This is a genomic window from Thermus sp. (assembly GCF_039793865.1).
Taxonomy (GTDB): Bacteria; Deinococcota; Deinococci; order Deinococcales; family Thermaceae; genus Thermus.
The window spans coordinates 1-16,136 of sequence record NZ_JBAMMI010000051.1; the positions used below are offsets into that span (position 1 = coordinate 1).

At 70.0% G+C, this 16,136-nt stretch carries 13 protein-coding genes; 1 reads left to right on the top strand and 12 read right to left on the bottom strand.

The window, feature by feature from the left end:
- The first annotated feature begins 254 nt into the window (after nucleotides 1-254).
- Nucleotides 255-2,222 carry a cobyric acid synthase gene (locus tag ABJK26_RS04980; RefSeq protein WP_347241152.1) on the top strand — a complete coding sequence of 656 codons (1,968 nt, stop codon included), beginning with the start codon at nucleotides 255-257 and terminating at the stop codon, nucleotides 2,220-2,222.
- Nucleotides 2,223-2,308: 86 nt separating this feature from the next.
- On the opposite strand, the gene nagA is transcribed toward ABJK26_RS04980, so the two are convergent.
- The 12 genes from nagA to ABJK26_RS05040 all read right to left on the bottom strand — a co-directional run bounded on the left by nagA (nucleotide 2,309) and on the right by ABJK26_RS05040 (nucleotide 16,125).
- On the bottom strand, nucleotides 2,309-3,370 hold the full coding sequence (gene nagA, locus ABJK26_RS04985) for an N-acetylglucosamine-6-phosphate deacetylase (RefSeq protein ID WP_347241154.1): 1,062 nt from the start codon (nucleotides 3,368-3,370) through the stop codon (nucleotides 2,309-2,311).
- Nucleotides 3,349-4,632, bottom strand: coding sequence for a glycosyl hydrolase family 4 (locus ABJK26_RS04990; RefSeq protein WP_347241155.1), 1,284 nt, complete (start codon nucleotides 4,630-4,632; stop codon nucleotides 3,349-3,351). Before ABJK26_RS04990 ends, nagA begins: the two co-directional genes overlap by 22 nt.
- Entirely contained in the window at nucleotides 4,629-5,864 is a 1,236-nt protein-coding gene (locus tag ABJK26_RS04995; RefSeq protein ID WP_347241156.1) for a Gfo/Idh/MocA family oxidoreductase, read from the bottom strand. The genes ABJK26_RS04990 and ABJK26_RS04995 overlap by 4 nt, the downstream gene beginning before the upstream one ends.
- Nucleotides 5,865-5,869: 5 nt before the next feature.
- Complete coding sequence (locus tag ABJK26_RS05000; RefSeq protein WP_347241158.1) at nucleotides 5,870-7,111, bottom strand: sugar ABC transporter substrate-binding protein; 1,242 nt, start codon at nucleotides 7,109-7,111, stop codon at nucleotides 5,870-5,872.
- Between the two features lie 16 nt (nucleotides 7,112-7,127).
- Nucleotides 7,128-8,543: an endo alpha-1,4 polygalactosaminidase gene (locus ABJK26_RS05005; protein ID WP_347241159.1), complete on the bottom strand. Its 1,416-nt coding sequence runs from the start codon at nucleotides 8,541-8,543 to the stop codon at nucleotides 7,128-7,130.
- A gap of 13 nt (nucleotides 8,544-8,556) precedes the next feature.
- Nucleotides 8,557-9,384, bottom strand: coding sequence for a carbohydrate ABC transporter permease (locus ABJK26_RS05010; protein ID WP_347241160.1), 828 nt, complete (start codon nucleotides 9,382-9,384; stop codon nucleotides 8,557-8,559).
- Nucleotides 9,371-10,198: a sugar ABC transporter permease gene (locus tag ABJK26_RS05015; protein ID WP_347241162.1), complete on the bottom strand. Its 828-nt coding sequence runs from the start codon at nucleotides 10,196-10,198 to the stop codon at nucleotides 9,371-9,373. The genes ABJK26_RS05010 and ABJK26_RS05015 overlap by 14 nt, the downstream gene beginning before the upstream one ends.
- Nucleotides 10,199-10,309: 111 nt before the next feature.
- A complete protein-coding gene (locus tag ABJK26_RS05020; RefSeq protein WP_347241163.1) occupies nucleotides 10,310-10,834 on the bottom strand; it encodes a hypothetical protein in 525 nt (174 codons plus the stop codon).
- Between the two features lie 94 nt (nucleotides 10,835-10,928).
- Nucleotides 10,929-12,998, bottom strand: a complete 2,070-nt coding sequence (locus ABJK26_RS05025) for a hypothetical protein (protein ID WP_347241164.1) — start codon at nucleotides 12,996-12,998, stop codon at nucleotides 10,929-10,931.
- Entirely contained in the window at nucleotides 12,967-13,710 is a 744-nt protein-coding gene (locus ABJK26_RS05030; protein ID WP_347241165.1) for a hypothetical protein, read from the bottom strand. Before ABJK26_RS05030 ends, ABJK26_RS05025 begins: the two co-directional genes overlap by 32 nt.
- The gene (locus ABJK26_RS05035) at nucleotides 13,707-15,224 is read right to left on the bottom strand and encodes a DUF4832 domain-containing protein (protein WP_347241167.1); all 1,518 of its coding nucleotides are present in this window, start codon (nucleotides 15,222-15,224) and stop codon (nucleotides 13,707-13,709) included. Before ABJK26_RS05035 ends, ABJK26_RS05030 begins: the two co-directional genes overlap by 4 nt.
- 1 nt (nucleotide 15,225) lies before the next feature.
- Nucleotides 15,226-16,125 carry a hypothetical protein gene (locus ABJK26_RS05040; RefSeq protein ID WP_347241168.1) on the bottom strand — a complete coding sequence of 300 codons (900 nt, stop codon included), beginning with the start codon at nucleotides 16,123-16,125 and terminating at the stop codon, nucleotides 15,226-15,228.
- Nucleotides 16,126-16,136 lie beyond the last annotated feature (11 nt).

The following is a 16,136-nucleotide window of genomic DNA, read 5'->3' on the forward strand; positions in this document are numbered from 1 at the left end:
CGACTGGAAAACCCCCAACCAGGATAAGCTCAACCTCCTCGCAAGGCTCATGGGGTGGTGAAAAACCTTGGCGGGGCCCTGGAGGGAAACGGGGCGCTGGGCGAGGGGGCCCACGGAGGGACCCCCTCCAAGCCCCCGTGCCGTAAACCTTTTCCACGGGCGGTTATGCAACTCCGGCCAACCGCTTCACCGAAAGAGGCGAGACCGCTTTATGAGCGTGGAAAAGCCCCTGCTTGAGGCCGTGGGGGTGCACCTTGGCTAGGGCTAAGGCCCTCGCCGTCTGGGGCACGGGAAGCGGGGTGGGGAAAAGCCTCTTCGCCGCGGGGCTTCTCCGCCACTTCAAAAGGCTTGGCCTGAAGGCCGCCCCCTTCAAGGCCCAGAACATGGCGAACCACGCCCGGGTGGCGCGGGGCGGGGAGGTGGCCACCGCCCAGTGGCTCCAGGCCCTGGCCGCTGGGGTGGAGCCCGAGGTGCGCATGAACCCCGTTCTGGTGAAGCCCTTCGGGGAGAGGGCCGCCCAGGTGGTGGTGTGGGGCAGGGTGGACCCGGAGCTTTCCCGGCTTTCCTGGAAGGAGAGGAGGCCGCGCCTCGAGGCCCCCGTCCGCGAGGCCCTGGAAGGCCTCCTCGCCGAGTACGACCTCCTGGTGCTGGAGGGGGCGGGAAGCCCGGTGGAGCGGAACCTCTGGCCCGACCTGCCGAACCTAAAGGCGGCGGAGTGGGCGAACGCCAGGGCCCTCCTGGTGGCCGACGTGGACCAGGGGGGGGCCTTGGGGGCGCTCTACGGCACCTGGGCCCTTTTGGGGGAGCACCGGGAAAGGCTTCTCGGCTTCGCCTTCAACAAGTTCCGGGGGGACCTGGAGCTCCTCAAGCCCGCCTACGGCCTTCTCCAGGACTGGACGGGCCTCCCCGTCCTCGGGACCCTCCCCCTGCTCCCCCTCGCCCTCCCCGAGGAGGACGGGTTCCGCCACCGCCTGGAGGGAAGGGAGGGCCCCAAGGTGGCGGTGCTCCGCTATCCCCACGCGGCCAACCTGGACGAGTTCTGGCCCCTCGCCGAGCTCGCCCGGGTCCGGTACGCCGCCCTCCCCGAGGAGGCGGAGGGGGCGGACCTCCTCGTCCTCCCGGGAAGCCGCCTCCCCGCCAAGGACCTCCCCTGGCTTCGGGCCTTCCTCCCGGCGATCCAGAGGCACCTGGAAGAGGGCAGGCCCCTCCTCGCCGTCTGCGGCGGGGCGGAGATGCTTTCCGAGGCCCTCCTGGACGAGGCGGGGGTGGAGGAAAAGGGCCACTTCCCGGGCCTTGGCCTCCTCCCCTACCGGGTGCGGATGGCCCCGGAAAAGACCGTGGAAAGGAGGCGGGTAAGGCTTCAGGGGCTTTCCGGGTACTGGGGGAGGCTAAACGGCCTCGAGGTGGAGGGGTACGAGATCCACCACGGCCAGGGCCTCCCCCTCTTCCACCAGCAAGGAAGCCTCCTCGCCACCTGGCTCCACGGCCTCCTGGAGAACCCCGGGGTGCAGAAGGCCCTCTTCGGCCGGGAGGCGAGGGCCCTGGAGGAGAGCCTGGACCGGCTTGCGGACGCCATGGAGGCCCACCTGGACCTAGGGGCCCTCCACCGGGCCCTGGGGCTTACGGGGAGGGCCTTCCCCGCGCCAAGCCCCCCTGGGGCCTCCACCGAGGCGAAGGCCCCGGTGGGGCACCTGGACCCGCCCCCGCCCCCCGGCCTCGTCCTCCTCTTGGGCGGGGCAAGGAGCGGGAAAAGCCGCTTCGCCCAAAAGCTCGCCGGGCCCTTCGCCACCCTGATCGCCACCGCCGAGGCCCGGGACGAGGAGATGGCGGAGAGGATCCGCCGCCACCAAGAGGAGCGCCCCCCCACCTGGGAGACCCTCGAGGCGCCCCTGGACCTCGTGGAGGCCCTGGGGCGGGCCCGCAACCCCACGGTGGTGGTGGACTGCCTGACCCTCTGGGTGGCCAACCTCATGGAAAGGGGCCTGGACCCCCTAGAGGAGGCGAAGCGCTTCCTAGCGGCGGCGGAGGAAAGCGGCAAGCGGGTGATCGCCGTTTCCAACGAGGTGGGGATGGGGATCGTGCCCGCCAACCCCTTGGCCCGCCGCTTTCGCGACCTCCTGGGCGAGGTAAACGCCCTCCTGGCCGAGGGGGCCCAAGAGGCCTACCTCCTGGTGGCGGGGCAGGCCCTGCCCCTGAAGGCGCTCCCCCAAAAGCCCAGGTAGGCTTTCCCCGGTTCCGCCCCAGCCAGGCAAAGGTCCGCTCCACCCACCGCTTGGGCAGAGGCTTGAACCCCTGGGAAGGCCCGGGGTCAAGCCACCCGCTCCCCCCCCAGGTACACCGCCACCACCTCTAGGTTCTCGTCCAGCACCACCAGGTCGGCCCGCTTCCCCGGGGCGATCTCCCCGCGGTCCTCTAGGCCCAGGTAGCGGGCGGGGAAGGTGGAAAGCCGCCGTGCCGCCTCCTCTAGGGAGAGGCCGAAGGCCACCAGGTTGCGGAGGGCCCGGTCCATGGTGAGGGTGCTCCCCGCCAGGCTCTCCCCGAGCCACACCCCCTCTCCCCGCTTCTCCACCCGGTGGGCCCCCAGGGGGTAGACCCCGTCGGGCATTCCCGCGGCGGCCACGGCGTCGGTGACGAAGTAGAGGCCGGGGATGGCCTTCAGGGCGAGGCGGAGGGCGGCGGGGTGGACGTGGAGGCCGTCCGGGATGAGCTCGGCCCACGGCCCCCGCTCCAGGGCGAGGCCCGCCACCCCAGGCTCCCGGTGGTGGAGGGGGGTCATGGCGTTGAAGAGGTGGGTGAAGCCCTGGGCCCCGGCCTCAAGCCCCGCCAGGGCCTCCTCGTAGCCCGCGGCGGTGTGGCCCATCTGGACCCGCACGCCCCTTCCGGCGAGGAAGCGGATGAGGTCCAGGGCCCCGGGAAGCTCGGGGGCCAGGGTCACCGCCCGCACCGGGGCCAGGGCGAGGAGGGAGGCGGCGAGGCCCGGGTCGGGGAGGCGGGGGTAGGGGGGCTGGGCCCCGAGGCGGTGGGGGCTGATGAAGGGGCCCTCGAGGTGGACCCCGAGGATGGCCTGGCAGGCCTCCATGGCCTCCCGCACCCCTTCCAGGGCCCGCTCCAGGTCCTCGGGCAAAGCGGTGACCGTGGTGGCGAGAAGCCCGGTGGTGCCGTGGCGGAGGTGGAAGCGGGCGGCCTCCAGGCTGGCCTCCTTTCCCTCCATGAACTCCCACCCCCCGCCCCCGTGCACGTGGAGGTCCAAAAAGCCGGGGAGGACGTAGGGGCCGTCCACGGGGGCCTCCTCCAAGGCCTCTATCCGAAGGGAAAAGTGGAGCCTGCCTGGAACCAGGCCCCTCGGGGTCAGGATGCGTCCCTCAACCATCGCCTTAAGAATACGGGCATGAGGTCCCCGTGGGCCGAGGCGAGCTCCCGGAAGAGGGCCTCCACCCCCCTAAGGTCCAGCACCGCCCCGGTGAGGGGGTCCAGGGCGAGGCCCTGGAGGAGGGCCTCTGGGCTTTCCTCCAGGAGGCCCTGGACCCAAAGCTGGTGCACCTCTTGGGCCCTCCGGGCCAGGGCGGCCGGGCCCGGGGGGAGGCTCCCGCCCTCGGCCTCGAGGCTTTCCCGCCGCACCCACACGGGCACCTCCACCACGAAGGGCAGAAGCTCGGGCACGTGGCCCCGGTTGGGGAGGGTGGCGTAGACCCAAGCCTCCTCCCCCCCGTAGAAGGCCTCGAGGACGGTGGCGGCGTACTCCCCGCTCCGCCGGAGGGCCTCGGGGAGGCCCACCTGCCGCCTCGCCTCCTCCACCCACCTCCCGTGGTTCCGGGCGTAGAAGCCGCTCTCCCCGCCGTAGCCCGGCCTGGCGTAGCGGGCGAGGACCTCGGGGCGCTTGCGGAAGTAGGGGAGGTACTCGGAAACGTGGCCGCTGGACTCCGAGGGAAAGAGGCCGAAAACCCGCAAGACCTCAAAGCGCACCGGGTCCCGGTCCCAAAAGGCGGGGTCCTGGGCGAGGGCCTTCAGCCTCGGGTAGAGGTCCTCCTCCCCGAACCGGAGCTCCACGAAGAAGGAGAGGTGGTTCACCCCGAGGGCCCTGTAGGCCAGGCCCTCCGGGGGCACCCCCAAATAGCCCGCCAGGGTCTTCGCCGTTTCGCTCACGGAGTGGCAAAGCCCCACCGCCCGGTGCCCCCGGGAAAGCAGGTAGGCGGTGGTGGCGCTTAGGGGGTTCATGTAGTTGAGGAGGAGGCTTCCCCCAAACCCCGCCGCCACCTCCTCCAGGAGGCCGTGGAGCCTGAGGAGCTTCATGAGCCCCCCGGGGCCCAGGGTGTCCCCGATGCTCTGGTCCACCCCGTAGCGCAGGGGTATCTCGTAGTCCTTCCAGATGGCCTCCTCGCCCCCCACGTCGGCCACCAGCACCGCGGCCTCCGCCTTCTCCAGGGCCTCCCGAAGGGAGGCGGGCCTCACGGAGAAGCCCTTTTGGGGAAAGCGCGCCAAAAGGGCCTGGGCCCAGCGGAGCACGGGCCCAAGCCGCCCCTCGTCGGGGTCCACCAGGAGGAGCTCCACCCCCTCGAGGGCCGAAAGGAGAAGGTCCTGGACGAGGGTCCGGGAGAAGACGGCGCTTCCCGCCCCCACCAGGGCGAGCCTCACGCCTCCACCTCCACCACCCGCCCTTCCCGCCGCGCCCGCTCCGCCAGGAAGGTAAGGCGGTGGGCGTACACCGCCTCCTCCCAGGGCTCGAGGCGGCTTGGGTCCTCGCGGGCCACCGCCTCCACGAAATCCTCCACGAGCCCCATGTCCCCCCCAGCGTGCCCCGTGCGCACCGAGGCCTCCTCCTCCAGGGCGAGGTCCAGCTCCCGCTCCCCCTTCAGGAAGTGGAAGAGGCGTAGCCTCCGCCCATCCCCGAAAAGCTCCCCCTCGGTGCCGAAAAGCCGGGTTTCCCGGAAGCGCATGCGGCTTAGGGCCTCGGCGTGAAAGCTCGCCGTGCGCCCGTCCCGGTACTCCAGGGCCACCACCTGGTGGTCCGCCACGTCGTTAAGCCCCAGGTACACGCACTCCCCGTAGGGCCCCTCCTCCAAAGCCCGCACCAGGTTTTCCCGGGTGAGGGGAAAGACCACCACGTCCAGGGGCCAGCCCCGCTCCCCCCGGTCATAGGCCTCGAGGTAGATCCGCCGCGCCGAAAAGGGGCAGGAGCGCTCCACCTCCTCGGGGCAGTGGAGGCAGCGCTCCGCCGCCCCTTTGGGTCTATTCTCGGGGCGGAAGTGGTAGAGCCCCCCGAAGGAGGCCACCCGCCGCACCCGCCCGGGGAGGAGAAAAAGGAGCCAGTCCAGGTCGTGCACGCTCTTCGCCAGGAGGAAGGGGCTGGACTCCCCTTCCCTCCTCCAGTTGCCCCGCACGAAGGAGTGGGCGAAGTGCCAGTGCCCCACGGGCTCCAGGTGCTGCGCCGAGACCACCTCCCCGATGGCCCCCTCCTCCAGCAGGGCCTTGAGCCTCCTGGCGTAGGGGGTGTAACGGAGCACGTGGGCCAGGGCCACCATCCGCCCCGTGCGCGCCTTGGCCTCCGCCACCCGCTCCACCTCCTCCCAGGTGGGGGCGATGGGCTTCTCCAGGAGGAGGTGGTAGCCCCTCTCCATGAGGGCCACGGCAGCCTCGGCGTGCAGGCGGTCGGGCAGGGCCACGATGGCCGCCTCCCCTAGCCTTGGCGCCTCCACAAGCTCCCGCCAGTCCCGGAAAACCCGCCCCCCTTCCAGGCCGAAGGCCCGGGCGAAGGCCTCCCGGTGCGCCTCCCGGGGCTCCGCCACCGCCACCACCCGGGCCCGGTCCGGGCGGTGGCGGGCGTACTGGGCCAGGGCGAAGCCCCGGCTCCCCGCGCCCACCACCACCAGGTTCACCATAGGGGCTTGGCGTTGCGGAGGAGGGCGTTCATGTCGGCCCGGGCCTTCTCTATGGCCTTTTCCAGGGACAGGTTGCCGGTCCAGGCCAGGTTCATGGCGCTCCCCAGGGCGTCCAGGACCTCGGGAAGGTTGCTCAGGTTGCGGACGTCGGCGTGACGCACCACCATGTTGGGGAGCTGGGCGAAGACCACCTCGGCGTTCCTACCGGGCAGGGCCTGGAGGTAGGTGCTGCGGTAGGCCTCCGCCAGGGTGGGCAGAAGGCCAGCCCCGGCCAGGATGCGGTTCGCCTGGGGGCTCGTGGCGTACCACTCCGCCAGCTTGTAGGCGGCCTCGCGGTTCTTGCTCCCCGAAGGCACCACCAGGGCGTGGACGCTGTAGACCCCCTTGGGGGCCAAGCCCTTCTTCATCTCCGGCAGGGGAGCGAAGGCCCAGTCCAGGCCGGGAGAGGCCTTCCAGACCTCCGTCATCCAGCTCCCCAGGACGTAGATGCCCATCTGCCCCGCCTGGAAGAGCTGGTAGCCCTGGAGGGTGCTCTCCTGGGGGCCCGGGGAGACCTTGTCCACGTAGATGAGGTCCAGGAGCTTCTTGGCGGTGTCGTAGAAGACCTGGTCCAGGTTGGCCTCGTAGCGGTCCCCCACCTTCTTGATGAGCCCCGTCCCGCCGTTGGAGTAGTAGAAGGCCATGCCGTACTCGGTGTCCACCTGGAGGTCCATGGCGTTGATGCCCCAGACCTTCTTGCCGTCGGGGCGGGTGAAGGTGAGCTTCTTGGCCGCCTCCCGCATCTCCTCAAAGGTCCAGGAGGACTTGGGGATGGGCACCCCCCGTTCCTGGAAGAGCTTGCGGTTGATGTAGACCGTGACCACCTGGGGCCCCAAGGGGACGCCCAGCACCTGGTCCTTCACGGTGTAAAGCTTCAGGGCACCCTGGGGCAGGCGGCCCTTGGCCTCGGGGGAAAGGGCGATGGGGGAAAGGACGCCCTGGGAGGCGTAGAAGGGGAAGTTGTCCAGGTTCATCCACATCACGTCAAAGGTGCTCCCCCCGGCGATCATGGCCGAGGCCTTCTGCCAGTAGGTGCCCCAGGGGACCAGGTTGTAGGCCACCTGGATCCCCGTGGCCTCGGTGAAGGCCTTGAGGAGCCTCTCGTCCACCTTCTGCCGGGTGCCGTCCCAGGTGGCGTACTGCACCTGGGCCAGGGCCGAAACCGCCAGAACCAAAATCCCGAAAAGCCTCTTCATGCCTCATCCCTCCTTCTCACGGGTTGTGCAGAAAGACCCGGTCCAGCCGGATCACGGAAACGTAGGGGATAAACCCGAGCTCCCTCGCCCGCACGTAGGCCCGCTCTATGAGCCCCTGGTCCTCGGGCAGGGCGTAGTCCAGGGCCAAAACCACGAGCCCCCGCTTGGCGAAGGGGAGGACGGGGGAAGGGTCGTTGTCCACGGGCACGTAGCGGCCTGCCTTGAAGTCGTACATGCTGGAAAGGTTCTCGTACATCACCGCGTCCACGTAGCGGGCGGTCTCCGGGAGCACCCTGAAGCCCCGGTTCTGCACCAGGATGGCCTGGGGGAAGGCCTCCCGGAGGCGCTTCACCAGGGCCACGAGGCCGGGGGCGGTCTCGGGGAAGAGGTCGGCGGTGTCCAGGGTGTCCAGGAAGAGGCCGTCAAACCCCTGGGCCAGGTAGTCCTTGGCCTGGGAAAGAACGAGGTCCTGCCAGCCGGGCTTCCTGGCGTCCACGTAGTAGCTTCCCCAGTTGGGGTTCTGGCCCAGGATCCAGTCCTTGGGCACCGAGACCCTTTCGGGCTCGGCCTCCCCCACGGAGAGGTAGGCCACCACCTTCACCCCCGCCCGCTTGAGCTCCAGGAGGGCGGCCTTGGGCAGGTTGGGCTGGACGATGGCCAGGTCAAAGTTCACCAGCTTGGCGGCCTCGGCGGGGTCGGTGCCGTAGTAGACGGCGTAGGTGGTGAGGCCCTCGAGGCGGCTTTGGATGGGCGGCTCCTCCCCCAGGTAGGCGCTCACCCGCTGGGCCAGGGCCTTGGGGTCCTCCAGGCGCTCCACGAAGACCAGGTAGCCGAAGTTGGTGGGGGAGTGGTAGTCCCCGCCCACGGGCCAGAGGGGGTACTCCGAGGCCGCCTGGTGCTCCCGGCCCACCTTGAGCCCGAAGATGGTGCCGGGCTTGGGCGGGTCCACCTTGAGGGAGGCGAAGGGGATGGCCCACTCCAGGATCCAGCGGTCCTTCTCTATGCGCCCGGAGGTGCGGTACTCCGTGGTGAAGGTGTAGGCCTTGAAGCGGGTGCCCTTGGGGTTCGCCGCCAGGTGCAGGTACTCGGGCTTCTTGGGGTCCAGGCGGAGGAAGACCTCCATGGTGTCGTCCGTCCACCACTCGTTGTGGTCGGCGGGGTTGTTGGCCCGCACCGTCTCCGCCTTCTGCTCAAAGACCCCAAGGAGGTAGAGGTTTTCCCGGTCGTAGGCCACGCTGAAATAGCCCTTGTGCCCCACGGGCTTGGCGGGGAAGGTGTTGGAGAGGACCACCTCATACCGCGGCAGGCCCTCCCACTGGGAGAGCTCCTCCCCGATCCGGATGGTGCGGGGCAGAGCCTGGGCCACCATCTCCGGGGCCACCTGCCCCAGGGCCAAGCCCAGGAACCCAAGGAGACCGATCCACTTGCGCATACGCCTCACCTCACTATCCCTTAAACCCCGAGAAGAGCTCGGGGTTTTGCAGGCTCCGCTGGAAGAAGAGGTAGACCAACACCGGGGGCAGGGCCATGAGGGTGGTGCCCGCCATGAGGAGGGGGATGTTCACGGCGTAGTGGTTCTGCACGGCAAGGAGGGCCACGGGGAGGACCATGCGCTCGGGAGAGGAGAGGACCACGCTGGGCCAGATGAAGCTCTGCCAGTAGCCCAGGAAGAGGAGCACCCAAAGCACGGCCAGCGCCCCCCGGGAGAGGGGAAGCACCACCTTGAGGAAGGCGGTAAAGGGGGTTCCCCCGTCCACCAGCACGCTCTCCTCGAGGCTTTTCGGAAAGCTCTTCAGGTACTGCCCGAGCACGTACACCGCGTAGCCGCTGGTGAGGCTTGGGATGAGGTAGCCCAGAAAGGTGTCCACCAGGCCCAGGGCCCGCACCAGGAGGAAGGTGGGGATGAGGGTGATCTGCCAGGGGAGGAGCATGGAGAGGACGTGCCCCTGGAAGAAGAACTCCCGCCCGGGGAAGGCGAGGCGGGTGAAGGCGTAGGCCGCCATGCCCCCCAAGGCGAGGTTGCTGGTGGCGAGGAAGGCCGAGGTCCAGAGGCTGTTGAACAGGGCCCGCCCCACGGGCACGGCGGAGAAGAGGGCCTGGTAGTGCTCCAGGGTCCACTCCCTAGGCCAGAGGGTGGGCGGCCAGGCGTAGGCCTCCTGAGGGGCCTTGAAGCCGGTGAAGACCATCCACAAGAAGGGGTAGAGGACGAGGAGGGCGAGGGGGGTGAGGAGGAGCACCAGGAGGGTCTGGCGAAGCCGCTCACGCCTCCGCATCGGCCAACCTCCTTTCCAGACGGCGCTGAAGCCAAACCAGGAGGAAAAGCCCCCCGGCCAGAACCCAGGCCAGGGCGGTGGCGTAGCCCATGCGGAAGTAGCGGAAGGCGGAGGTGTAGATGTAGTAGGCCAGGGTGAAGGAGGCGTCCCCGGGGCCCCCACGGGTCATGAAGAGGACCGCCTCAAAGAGCTGGAGGCTCGCGATGGTGGAGAGGACCGCCACCAGGCTCACGATGGGGAGGAGGGCGGGGAGGGTCACGAAGCGAAAAGCCTGCCAGGGGCCCGCCCCGTCCACGGCGGCGGCCTCGTACACCTCCCGGGGCACCCGGGAAAGCCCGGCCAGGTAGAGGAGCACCGCGCTTCCCATCCCCTGCCAGGTGCTGAAGAGGGCCAGGGTGGGGAGGACGGTCTCGGGGCGGTTCAGGGGGTTCCAGGGGAGGAGGCCGATGAGGGCCTGAACCAGGAGGGCCGTGGCCACCACCCCGGTGACCAGGGGGAGGTAAAAGACCACCCGGAAGAAGGCGGCCCAAAGCCCCCGCAGGTTGTGGAGGGCGAGGGCCACCCCCAGGGGGAAGAACACCCCTAAGGGCACGGCGAAGAGGGCGTAGGCTAGGGTTTGGCGCAGGTAGCGGTGAAAGCGCTCGTCCTGGAGGAGGGCCTGGTAGTTGGCGAGGCCCACGAACTCCCCCCGGGCGAGGCCCGACCAGGAGGTGAGGGAGAGGTAAAAGCTGGCCGCCACGGGGACCAGGGCGAAGACCCCCACGAGAAGGGTGGAGGGAAGGGCGAGGGAAAGGCCGTAGAACCTTTGGGCCATCTTCGGCCCCATGCTACGCCAACCGGGGAGGGGCGGGGGGAGGGAAACGCGCGAATGAGCTCAAAAAGCGCAAAACGGGCGGCCCAAGGGCCGCCCGGGGGAGACTTTCCCCTACTGGGCCATGATGGTAAAGGTCACATCGGCGGTGTAGGTGCCCGCGGGGGGGTTCGTGCTGAAGACGAGCTTAAGAATAGGGGCGATGGCGTATTTACCGTTCTGGATGGCGAGGACCACGTCGCTATCCGTGGAGGCCAGAGTCAGGAAAGAGCCGGTAAAGGCCCAGCTCCCTGGGTTGCTCCCGGAACCCCAATCAGGAACGAAGGGGTTTGCGTAAGCCGCAGCCGTCTGCTTTTCCAGCACCACGGAGAGGATGGGGTGCGAGGTGGTGGCGCTGGCCACCAGCTTGCGGTTGGTGGCGTAGTTGGTCTCGTAGATGATGGTGGGGTACCAGGCGCAGAAGCGGTCCACGGTGGAGCAAGTGGAGGAGGAGTAGTCCACCGTAAGGCTTGCCGTGCCCGTGTCAATGGTGACGCTCTCCGAGCCGGTCACCGTCACGGTGAAGGTCTTGGTGTCCGAGGCATCTGCCAGGGCCAGTCCCGCCAAAAGGCCAGCCAACGCCAAGAGGGCTTTGCGCATACTCAACCTCCTTAGGTAGGGGAGCCTAGCGGCCAGGGGCCCTCGGGTCAAGGGGTTTAGCGCGCGTTACCCCCCCATTCGGGCAAAAAGCCCCCTAGGGCAGGTCCTGCTCCTCCAGGGGGCGCAAGGGGAAGGTGAGGCAGAGGACGAGGGGGCCTGGGGCTCTTAGGTCCACCTCCTCCAGGGGCCCACCCTCCGGCGAGGCGAGCCGGGCCCCTTGGGCGTAGGGCCCCTCGATGCCCAGGCGGTAGCGCCCCGGGGGAAGGAGGCCCCCTTCGCCGTTTTGCAGGAGGAGGGTGGCGGCCTCCCCCCTCAGCCGGACCTGAACGCCCCGGAGAAGGCGGTCGGGGTCCACCCCGGGAAGGCCGAAGGTTTCCCCGGGGCCTGGGGTGGGGGGGCAGTAGCGGAGGCTCAGGGCCACGGAAAGGGCGGGAAGGGCCTTGAGGGCGAGGGTCTTGTCCTCCCTCAGCTCCACCTCCACCTCCTTCACCACCCGGTCCCCTTGGAGGAAGCCAAGCCCCTCCGGGGCCCTCAGGCGGTAGACCCCAGGGGGGAGGCGGAGGGCCCCGGCGCCCCCGGAGAGGGGAAGGAGGAAGGGGCCCGAGGGGCCCGATAGGGCGAGGTGGGAGGCCTCGGCTCCCTCCACCCGCACCCCGAGGGTAGGCCAGGAAAGGGGGTAAAGGGGCAGGTCAAAGGCCAGGGCCCCCGAGAGGCCAAAGCGCTGGAGGCCTCCCCCGGCGAAGCCCAGGGAGGCCCGGAGGCTTAAGGGGGCAAGGCTCGCCCCGAAGGTAAGGCCAAGCCCCTGGGGCTCAAGGTCCAGGCTTCCCTCCAAACCCAAGGGCCCCGCCTCGGTGGGGAGGAAGGTGCGGGCCTCGAGGCCGTAGCGGAGGGCATCCCCGTCCCAAAAGAGGCGTTCCGCCAGGCGCTCCTCGCCACTTCCCAGCACGTGGAAGAGGGAAAGGCGAAGGCGGCGGCTATTCAGGCCGAAGTCCCCCCGCACCTCCACGGTCCCCAGGACCGGAACCCCAAGGTAGGCGGTGAGGGCAGGCTCCGAGGCGAAGCGCACCCCAAACCCGGCCCCGACGCCGCCTCCCAGGGCCAGGGCGCCCTGGAGGTAGCCGCCTCCCGCGCCCAACCCCCCCTGGAGGTTCCAAGGGCCCTGCCCGTAGGCCCCGGAAAGGGCCCAGTAGCCCGGGACGAGCTGGCCTAAGAGAGCAAAGCGCTCCCCCGCCCCGCCCCCCAGGAGGCTTCCCTCCAGGCGGTAATGCCAGGGGTAGCCCAGGCTCCCCGCCAGGCGAAAGCCCTGCCCGGCGTAGCTGAGGCCGGCCTGAAGCTTGCCAGAGGTGCTGGCGCCCGCCGTGAGGTTGAGCCCCTCCTGGAGGAGGTAGCGGAGGGAAACGCCGAGGGCGGGGCCCAGGGAAACCCCCAGGCCGAAAAGGGGGTCATCGTAGGCCAGGGAGGCGGACCGCGGGTCCAGGCGGTAGGCCAGGTAGCCGAGCCTCCGCCCCTCCCCGTCCAGAAGGGGGCCTTCCCCGGCAAGGGCGAAGCCCTGCCCGCTCGTCCAAAGGAGCCTCGAGGGGAGCTTGGCCCAATCGTGGAAGGGCGGAGGGGGGGCGGGTTTGGCGGGGACGCGCACGGCCAGGCTCGCCCCCCCAAGCCGCACCAGGACCTGCCCGTCCTGGCCCCCACCCCGCACCCAAAGGAGGAGGGTGCGCTCCTCCCCCGGGGCGAGGACCCCTTGGGGTTCCGCCCGCACCACGAGAAGCCCCACCCCCAGGGCCTCAGGCGGCAGGGAGAGGGGCAGGTTGCCCAGGTTGAGGGCCCGAAGGCGCACCGCCCCCACCTCTCCCAGGGCGAGCTCCGGGGCTTCCAAAAGCTCCAGGTGGGCCCGGGCCAGGGGCTTCACCCGGAAGGGGTAGACCCTCTCCCCAAGGCGCAAGGGGTACTCCCCAGGGGGCAGGTTGGGGACACGGAAGGTGAGGACGACCCCCTCCCCCAGGGGCTCAGGGGGAAGGAGGAGGGCGAAGCCCGGGGGCAGGACCGGCTCTCCCCCGCCCTCCAGAACCAGGGTAACCGCCTCCCCGGGAGCGCCCTCCAGGGGCCCAAGGGGGGCGGCCAAGGCCAGGCTCAAGCTAAGGAAGGTCCAAGCGAGCGCGAACCGCATAGGCGTAGATCCCGTCGTCCAGGATGAGCTGCACCAGGTAGCTCCCCGGGGCAAGCCGGGGCAAGGGAACCGGCACCGCCTTGGGGTTTTGGGGGAGGAAGGTGTAAGTGCCCAAGTACCCCTCGGCCACCACCCCCTTAGCCCCCACCACCTGGTAGCGGACCAGGGGGCGGTAGAGGCGGCTTCCCCGGTTTTCCCCGAGGAAAACCAGCCTTTCCCCTTCCCTCTTGGCCTCCAGGAAGCGGACCTCGGGCCTCCCCCCGTGGCTTGCCGCCACCAAGACGGCGTAGCGCTGGACCAGGTTCACCCCCACCCGCACCCCCTCCCCGGAGCCCTGGGCCCCGGAAAGGGGCTCGGGGGTGAGGAGGAGGTAGGCGTAGCGCGACCCCTCCAGGTCCGAAAGGGCCTGCACCCTGAGGCCCACCCGGGCCCTGCCCCGGGGGGGCACCACCACCTCGGGGGCCTCGAGGAAGAGGGTCCCCGCGAGGCTTTGAGGAAGGCTTCCCGGGGGCAGGAAGCCCTGGTCCTCGCGGTAGTCCGCCACCTCCACCCGCACCCTAAGGGGGTTTGGCCCCTCGTTCCTCAGGGAGAGGACGAGGCCCGCCTCGCCCCCAGGGGCGAGCTCCAGGGCCTGGACCAGGTCGTCTTCCAGGACGAGCCCCTGGGCCAGGACCGCACCAAAAACCAGAAGAAGGGGGAAAAGAGCCCTCATCGCACCTCCACGGAAAGGTTCAGGGCGTTCCGCCCCTCCTTAAACTCGGTCTGGGTGGCGAGCCGCACGTGGTAGCGGGGGTCGCCCGGGTTCTCGGGGTCGGCGAGCTCCAAAAAGAGGGCGTAGGTCCCGGGGGCCTCGGGGGCCTGGGCGCGGTAGGCGTACGCCTTCCTCTCCCCTGCGGGCGGGCCGAAGAAGCGCTCCTCCAAGGGGCGGATCACCGCGAAGCCGTCCTTGTTGCGCACGAAGACGAGGCGGAGGGCCTTGGGGTTGTAGAGGCTCCCGAAGCCCAGGTTCTCGAGGTCCAGGGTGAGGGAGAGGGGCTCGCCTAAGCGGAGGCGAACCCGGTCCACCTCCGCCCGCCTCAGGTGGAGGCGGTAGCCCAGGTCGCGCTTTAGGGCCTCTAGGAGGCTTCTCTCGCCGAAGGGGGTGGCCCTGAGCCAGGCCAGGAAGCCCGGGTGGTAGTTCAGGTTCAAGACGCTGAAGCGGAAGCGGCGAAAGCTCTCATAAACATAGCGCCCTGGGTCTTCCCCAGGGGGGACGTAAGGGCTTGGGGTGCAGGTCTCCCCGCCCATCACGGTGTAAAGGGCGTCCGCGCTCCAGTAGGCCTTCTCCCGCTCCTGCTTTTGCCCTGGGTCGTAGTAGTAGGTGCCGTAGTCGTTCTCGGAGGCCAGGAAGCAGTCGTTGTGGGCCCCCAGGCGGGCCTTCAGGGAACCCCCGTGGGCCTCGGAGGGGGTGAGGGGGGTGAAGAAGGAGGCATCGGGGTAGGTTCCGGTGGGGCCCCCCGCCTCGAGCTCCAGGAGCTTGGCCTTGGCCATGGGGTAGCGCAGGGCCACGAGCTTCCCCGGAACCTCCTCTAGAAGGGCCCGCACCAGCTCCAGGGTCTTCTGGTTAGGGAGCTTGCGGTCGTAGTTCCCCTGGCCGCAAGGGGGCTGGGACCCCTCCTGGTAGCCGGGGAGGGGGTCCATGAGGGCCTCCTCGGGGCTTGCCGAGTGCCACTCCCCCCAGGGCCCGATGAGGCCGGCCTCGAGGTAGGCGATGGCCCCGAGGTGGGCCCGGAGAACGGGACCCATCTGGCGGAGGTGGGCGAGGATCCTGGCCTCGGGAGGGTCGCAGTAGGTGGGCCCCCCTGGGCGGTTCTCCTCGGGGCGGTAGGCGAAGCGGAGGACGAGCTTGACCCCCGCCCGCTTGGCGCTTTCCAGGTCCCCTTCCAGGGTAGCCAGGAAGCTTTGGGGAAGGCGGTCCTGCCCGGCGAAGGCGTGGAGGTAGTAGGTGCGGCGGATGAGGCGCACCTCAAAGCCCCGCTCCCGGGCCTCCCTCACCTTGGCCGAGGCGTCCAGGGCGGGTTCGTCGGGGTAGTAGCTGTCCGAGGCGAAGCCCCGCTCGGGGTTCGGCACCTCGGAGGGGGTGGGGAGAAACTCCGAGACCGGCGAGGTGGCCCTAAGGGGGGTGGAAGGGGAGGCGCCGCACCCCCAAAGGAGGAAGAAAAAGGGGAGGACAAGGAGCAAACCCACCTTACTCCCCCACGGCAAGGCCTAAGGTGTAGCGGCTAGGGAGGTCCAAAAGCCGCTCCGGCCTCGCCTCTTCCCCCAAGGGAAGGCGGTAAAGCCCCCCGGGGCCCTGCCCCGAGGCGTCGGTGCTGGTCACCAGGTAGAGGGCCTCCCCCACCACGGCGAGCCCCCAGGGGTCGGGGAGCCCCTTCGCCAAAACCTGGGCGAAGCGGTCCAGGGCCTGCACCTCAGGGGAAGGGCCCCAGGCCCCCTTGGCAAGGCGCACCACCCGCCCGTCCCCGTCCTTGCTCCCGGAGAGGTAGAGGTTCCCCTTGGCGTCCAGGGCAAGCCCCCGGATGGGGTTCAGGGTCTCGGGCAGGGCGAAGGCGGCCTTGGGGTGCATCTCCTGGTCCAGGAGGAGGACCACCCCCCAGGTGGTGGCCACGAAGAGCCCCTCGGGGGCGGGGAGGAGGGTCTGGGGGTAGCCGTACCGGGAGGCAGGGAAGGGAAAGCGGGCGAGGGGCTCACTCCCCTCCTTGCCGTAGACCAGGAGGGCGGGCTCACCCCGCACCTGCCCCGACCAGTCCACGGCGCTGGAGGCCACGTAGACCCGCTCCCCGTCCGCCGCGACCCCCATGGGGTAGTGGGCCCCAAGAAGGACCCGGAGGGCCTTGCCGTCTGGCGTAAGCTCCGCCACCCGCCCCGCGGGCGCGGGGGCGTCGGGGCGGCCCACGTACTCCGCCACGTAGACCTTGCCCCCGGCGTAGGCCACGCTCCAGGGCTGCTGGAAGCCCGGCCAGCGGTCCACCACCTTGGGCCCCTCGAGGTCCAGCACCACCACGGTGCTGTCCCCGGCGTTGCCCACGTAAGCCCTCTGGGCGAGGGCCAGCCCCAGGGCCAAGGCCAAAAGGGAAAAGATTCTCACAACTGCCGTCC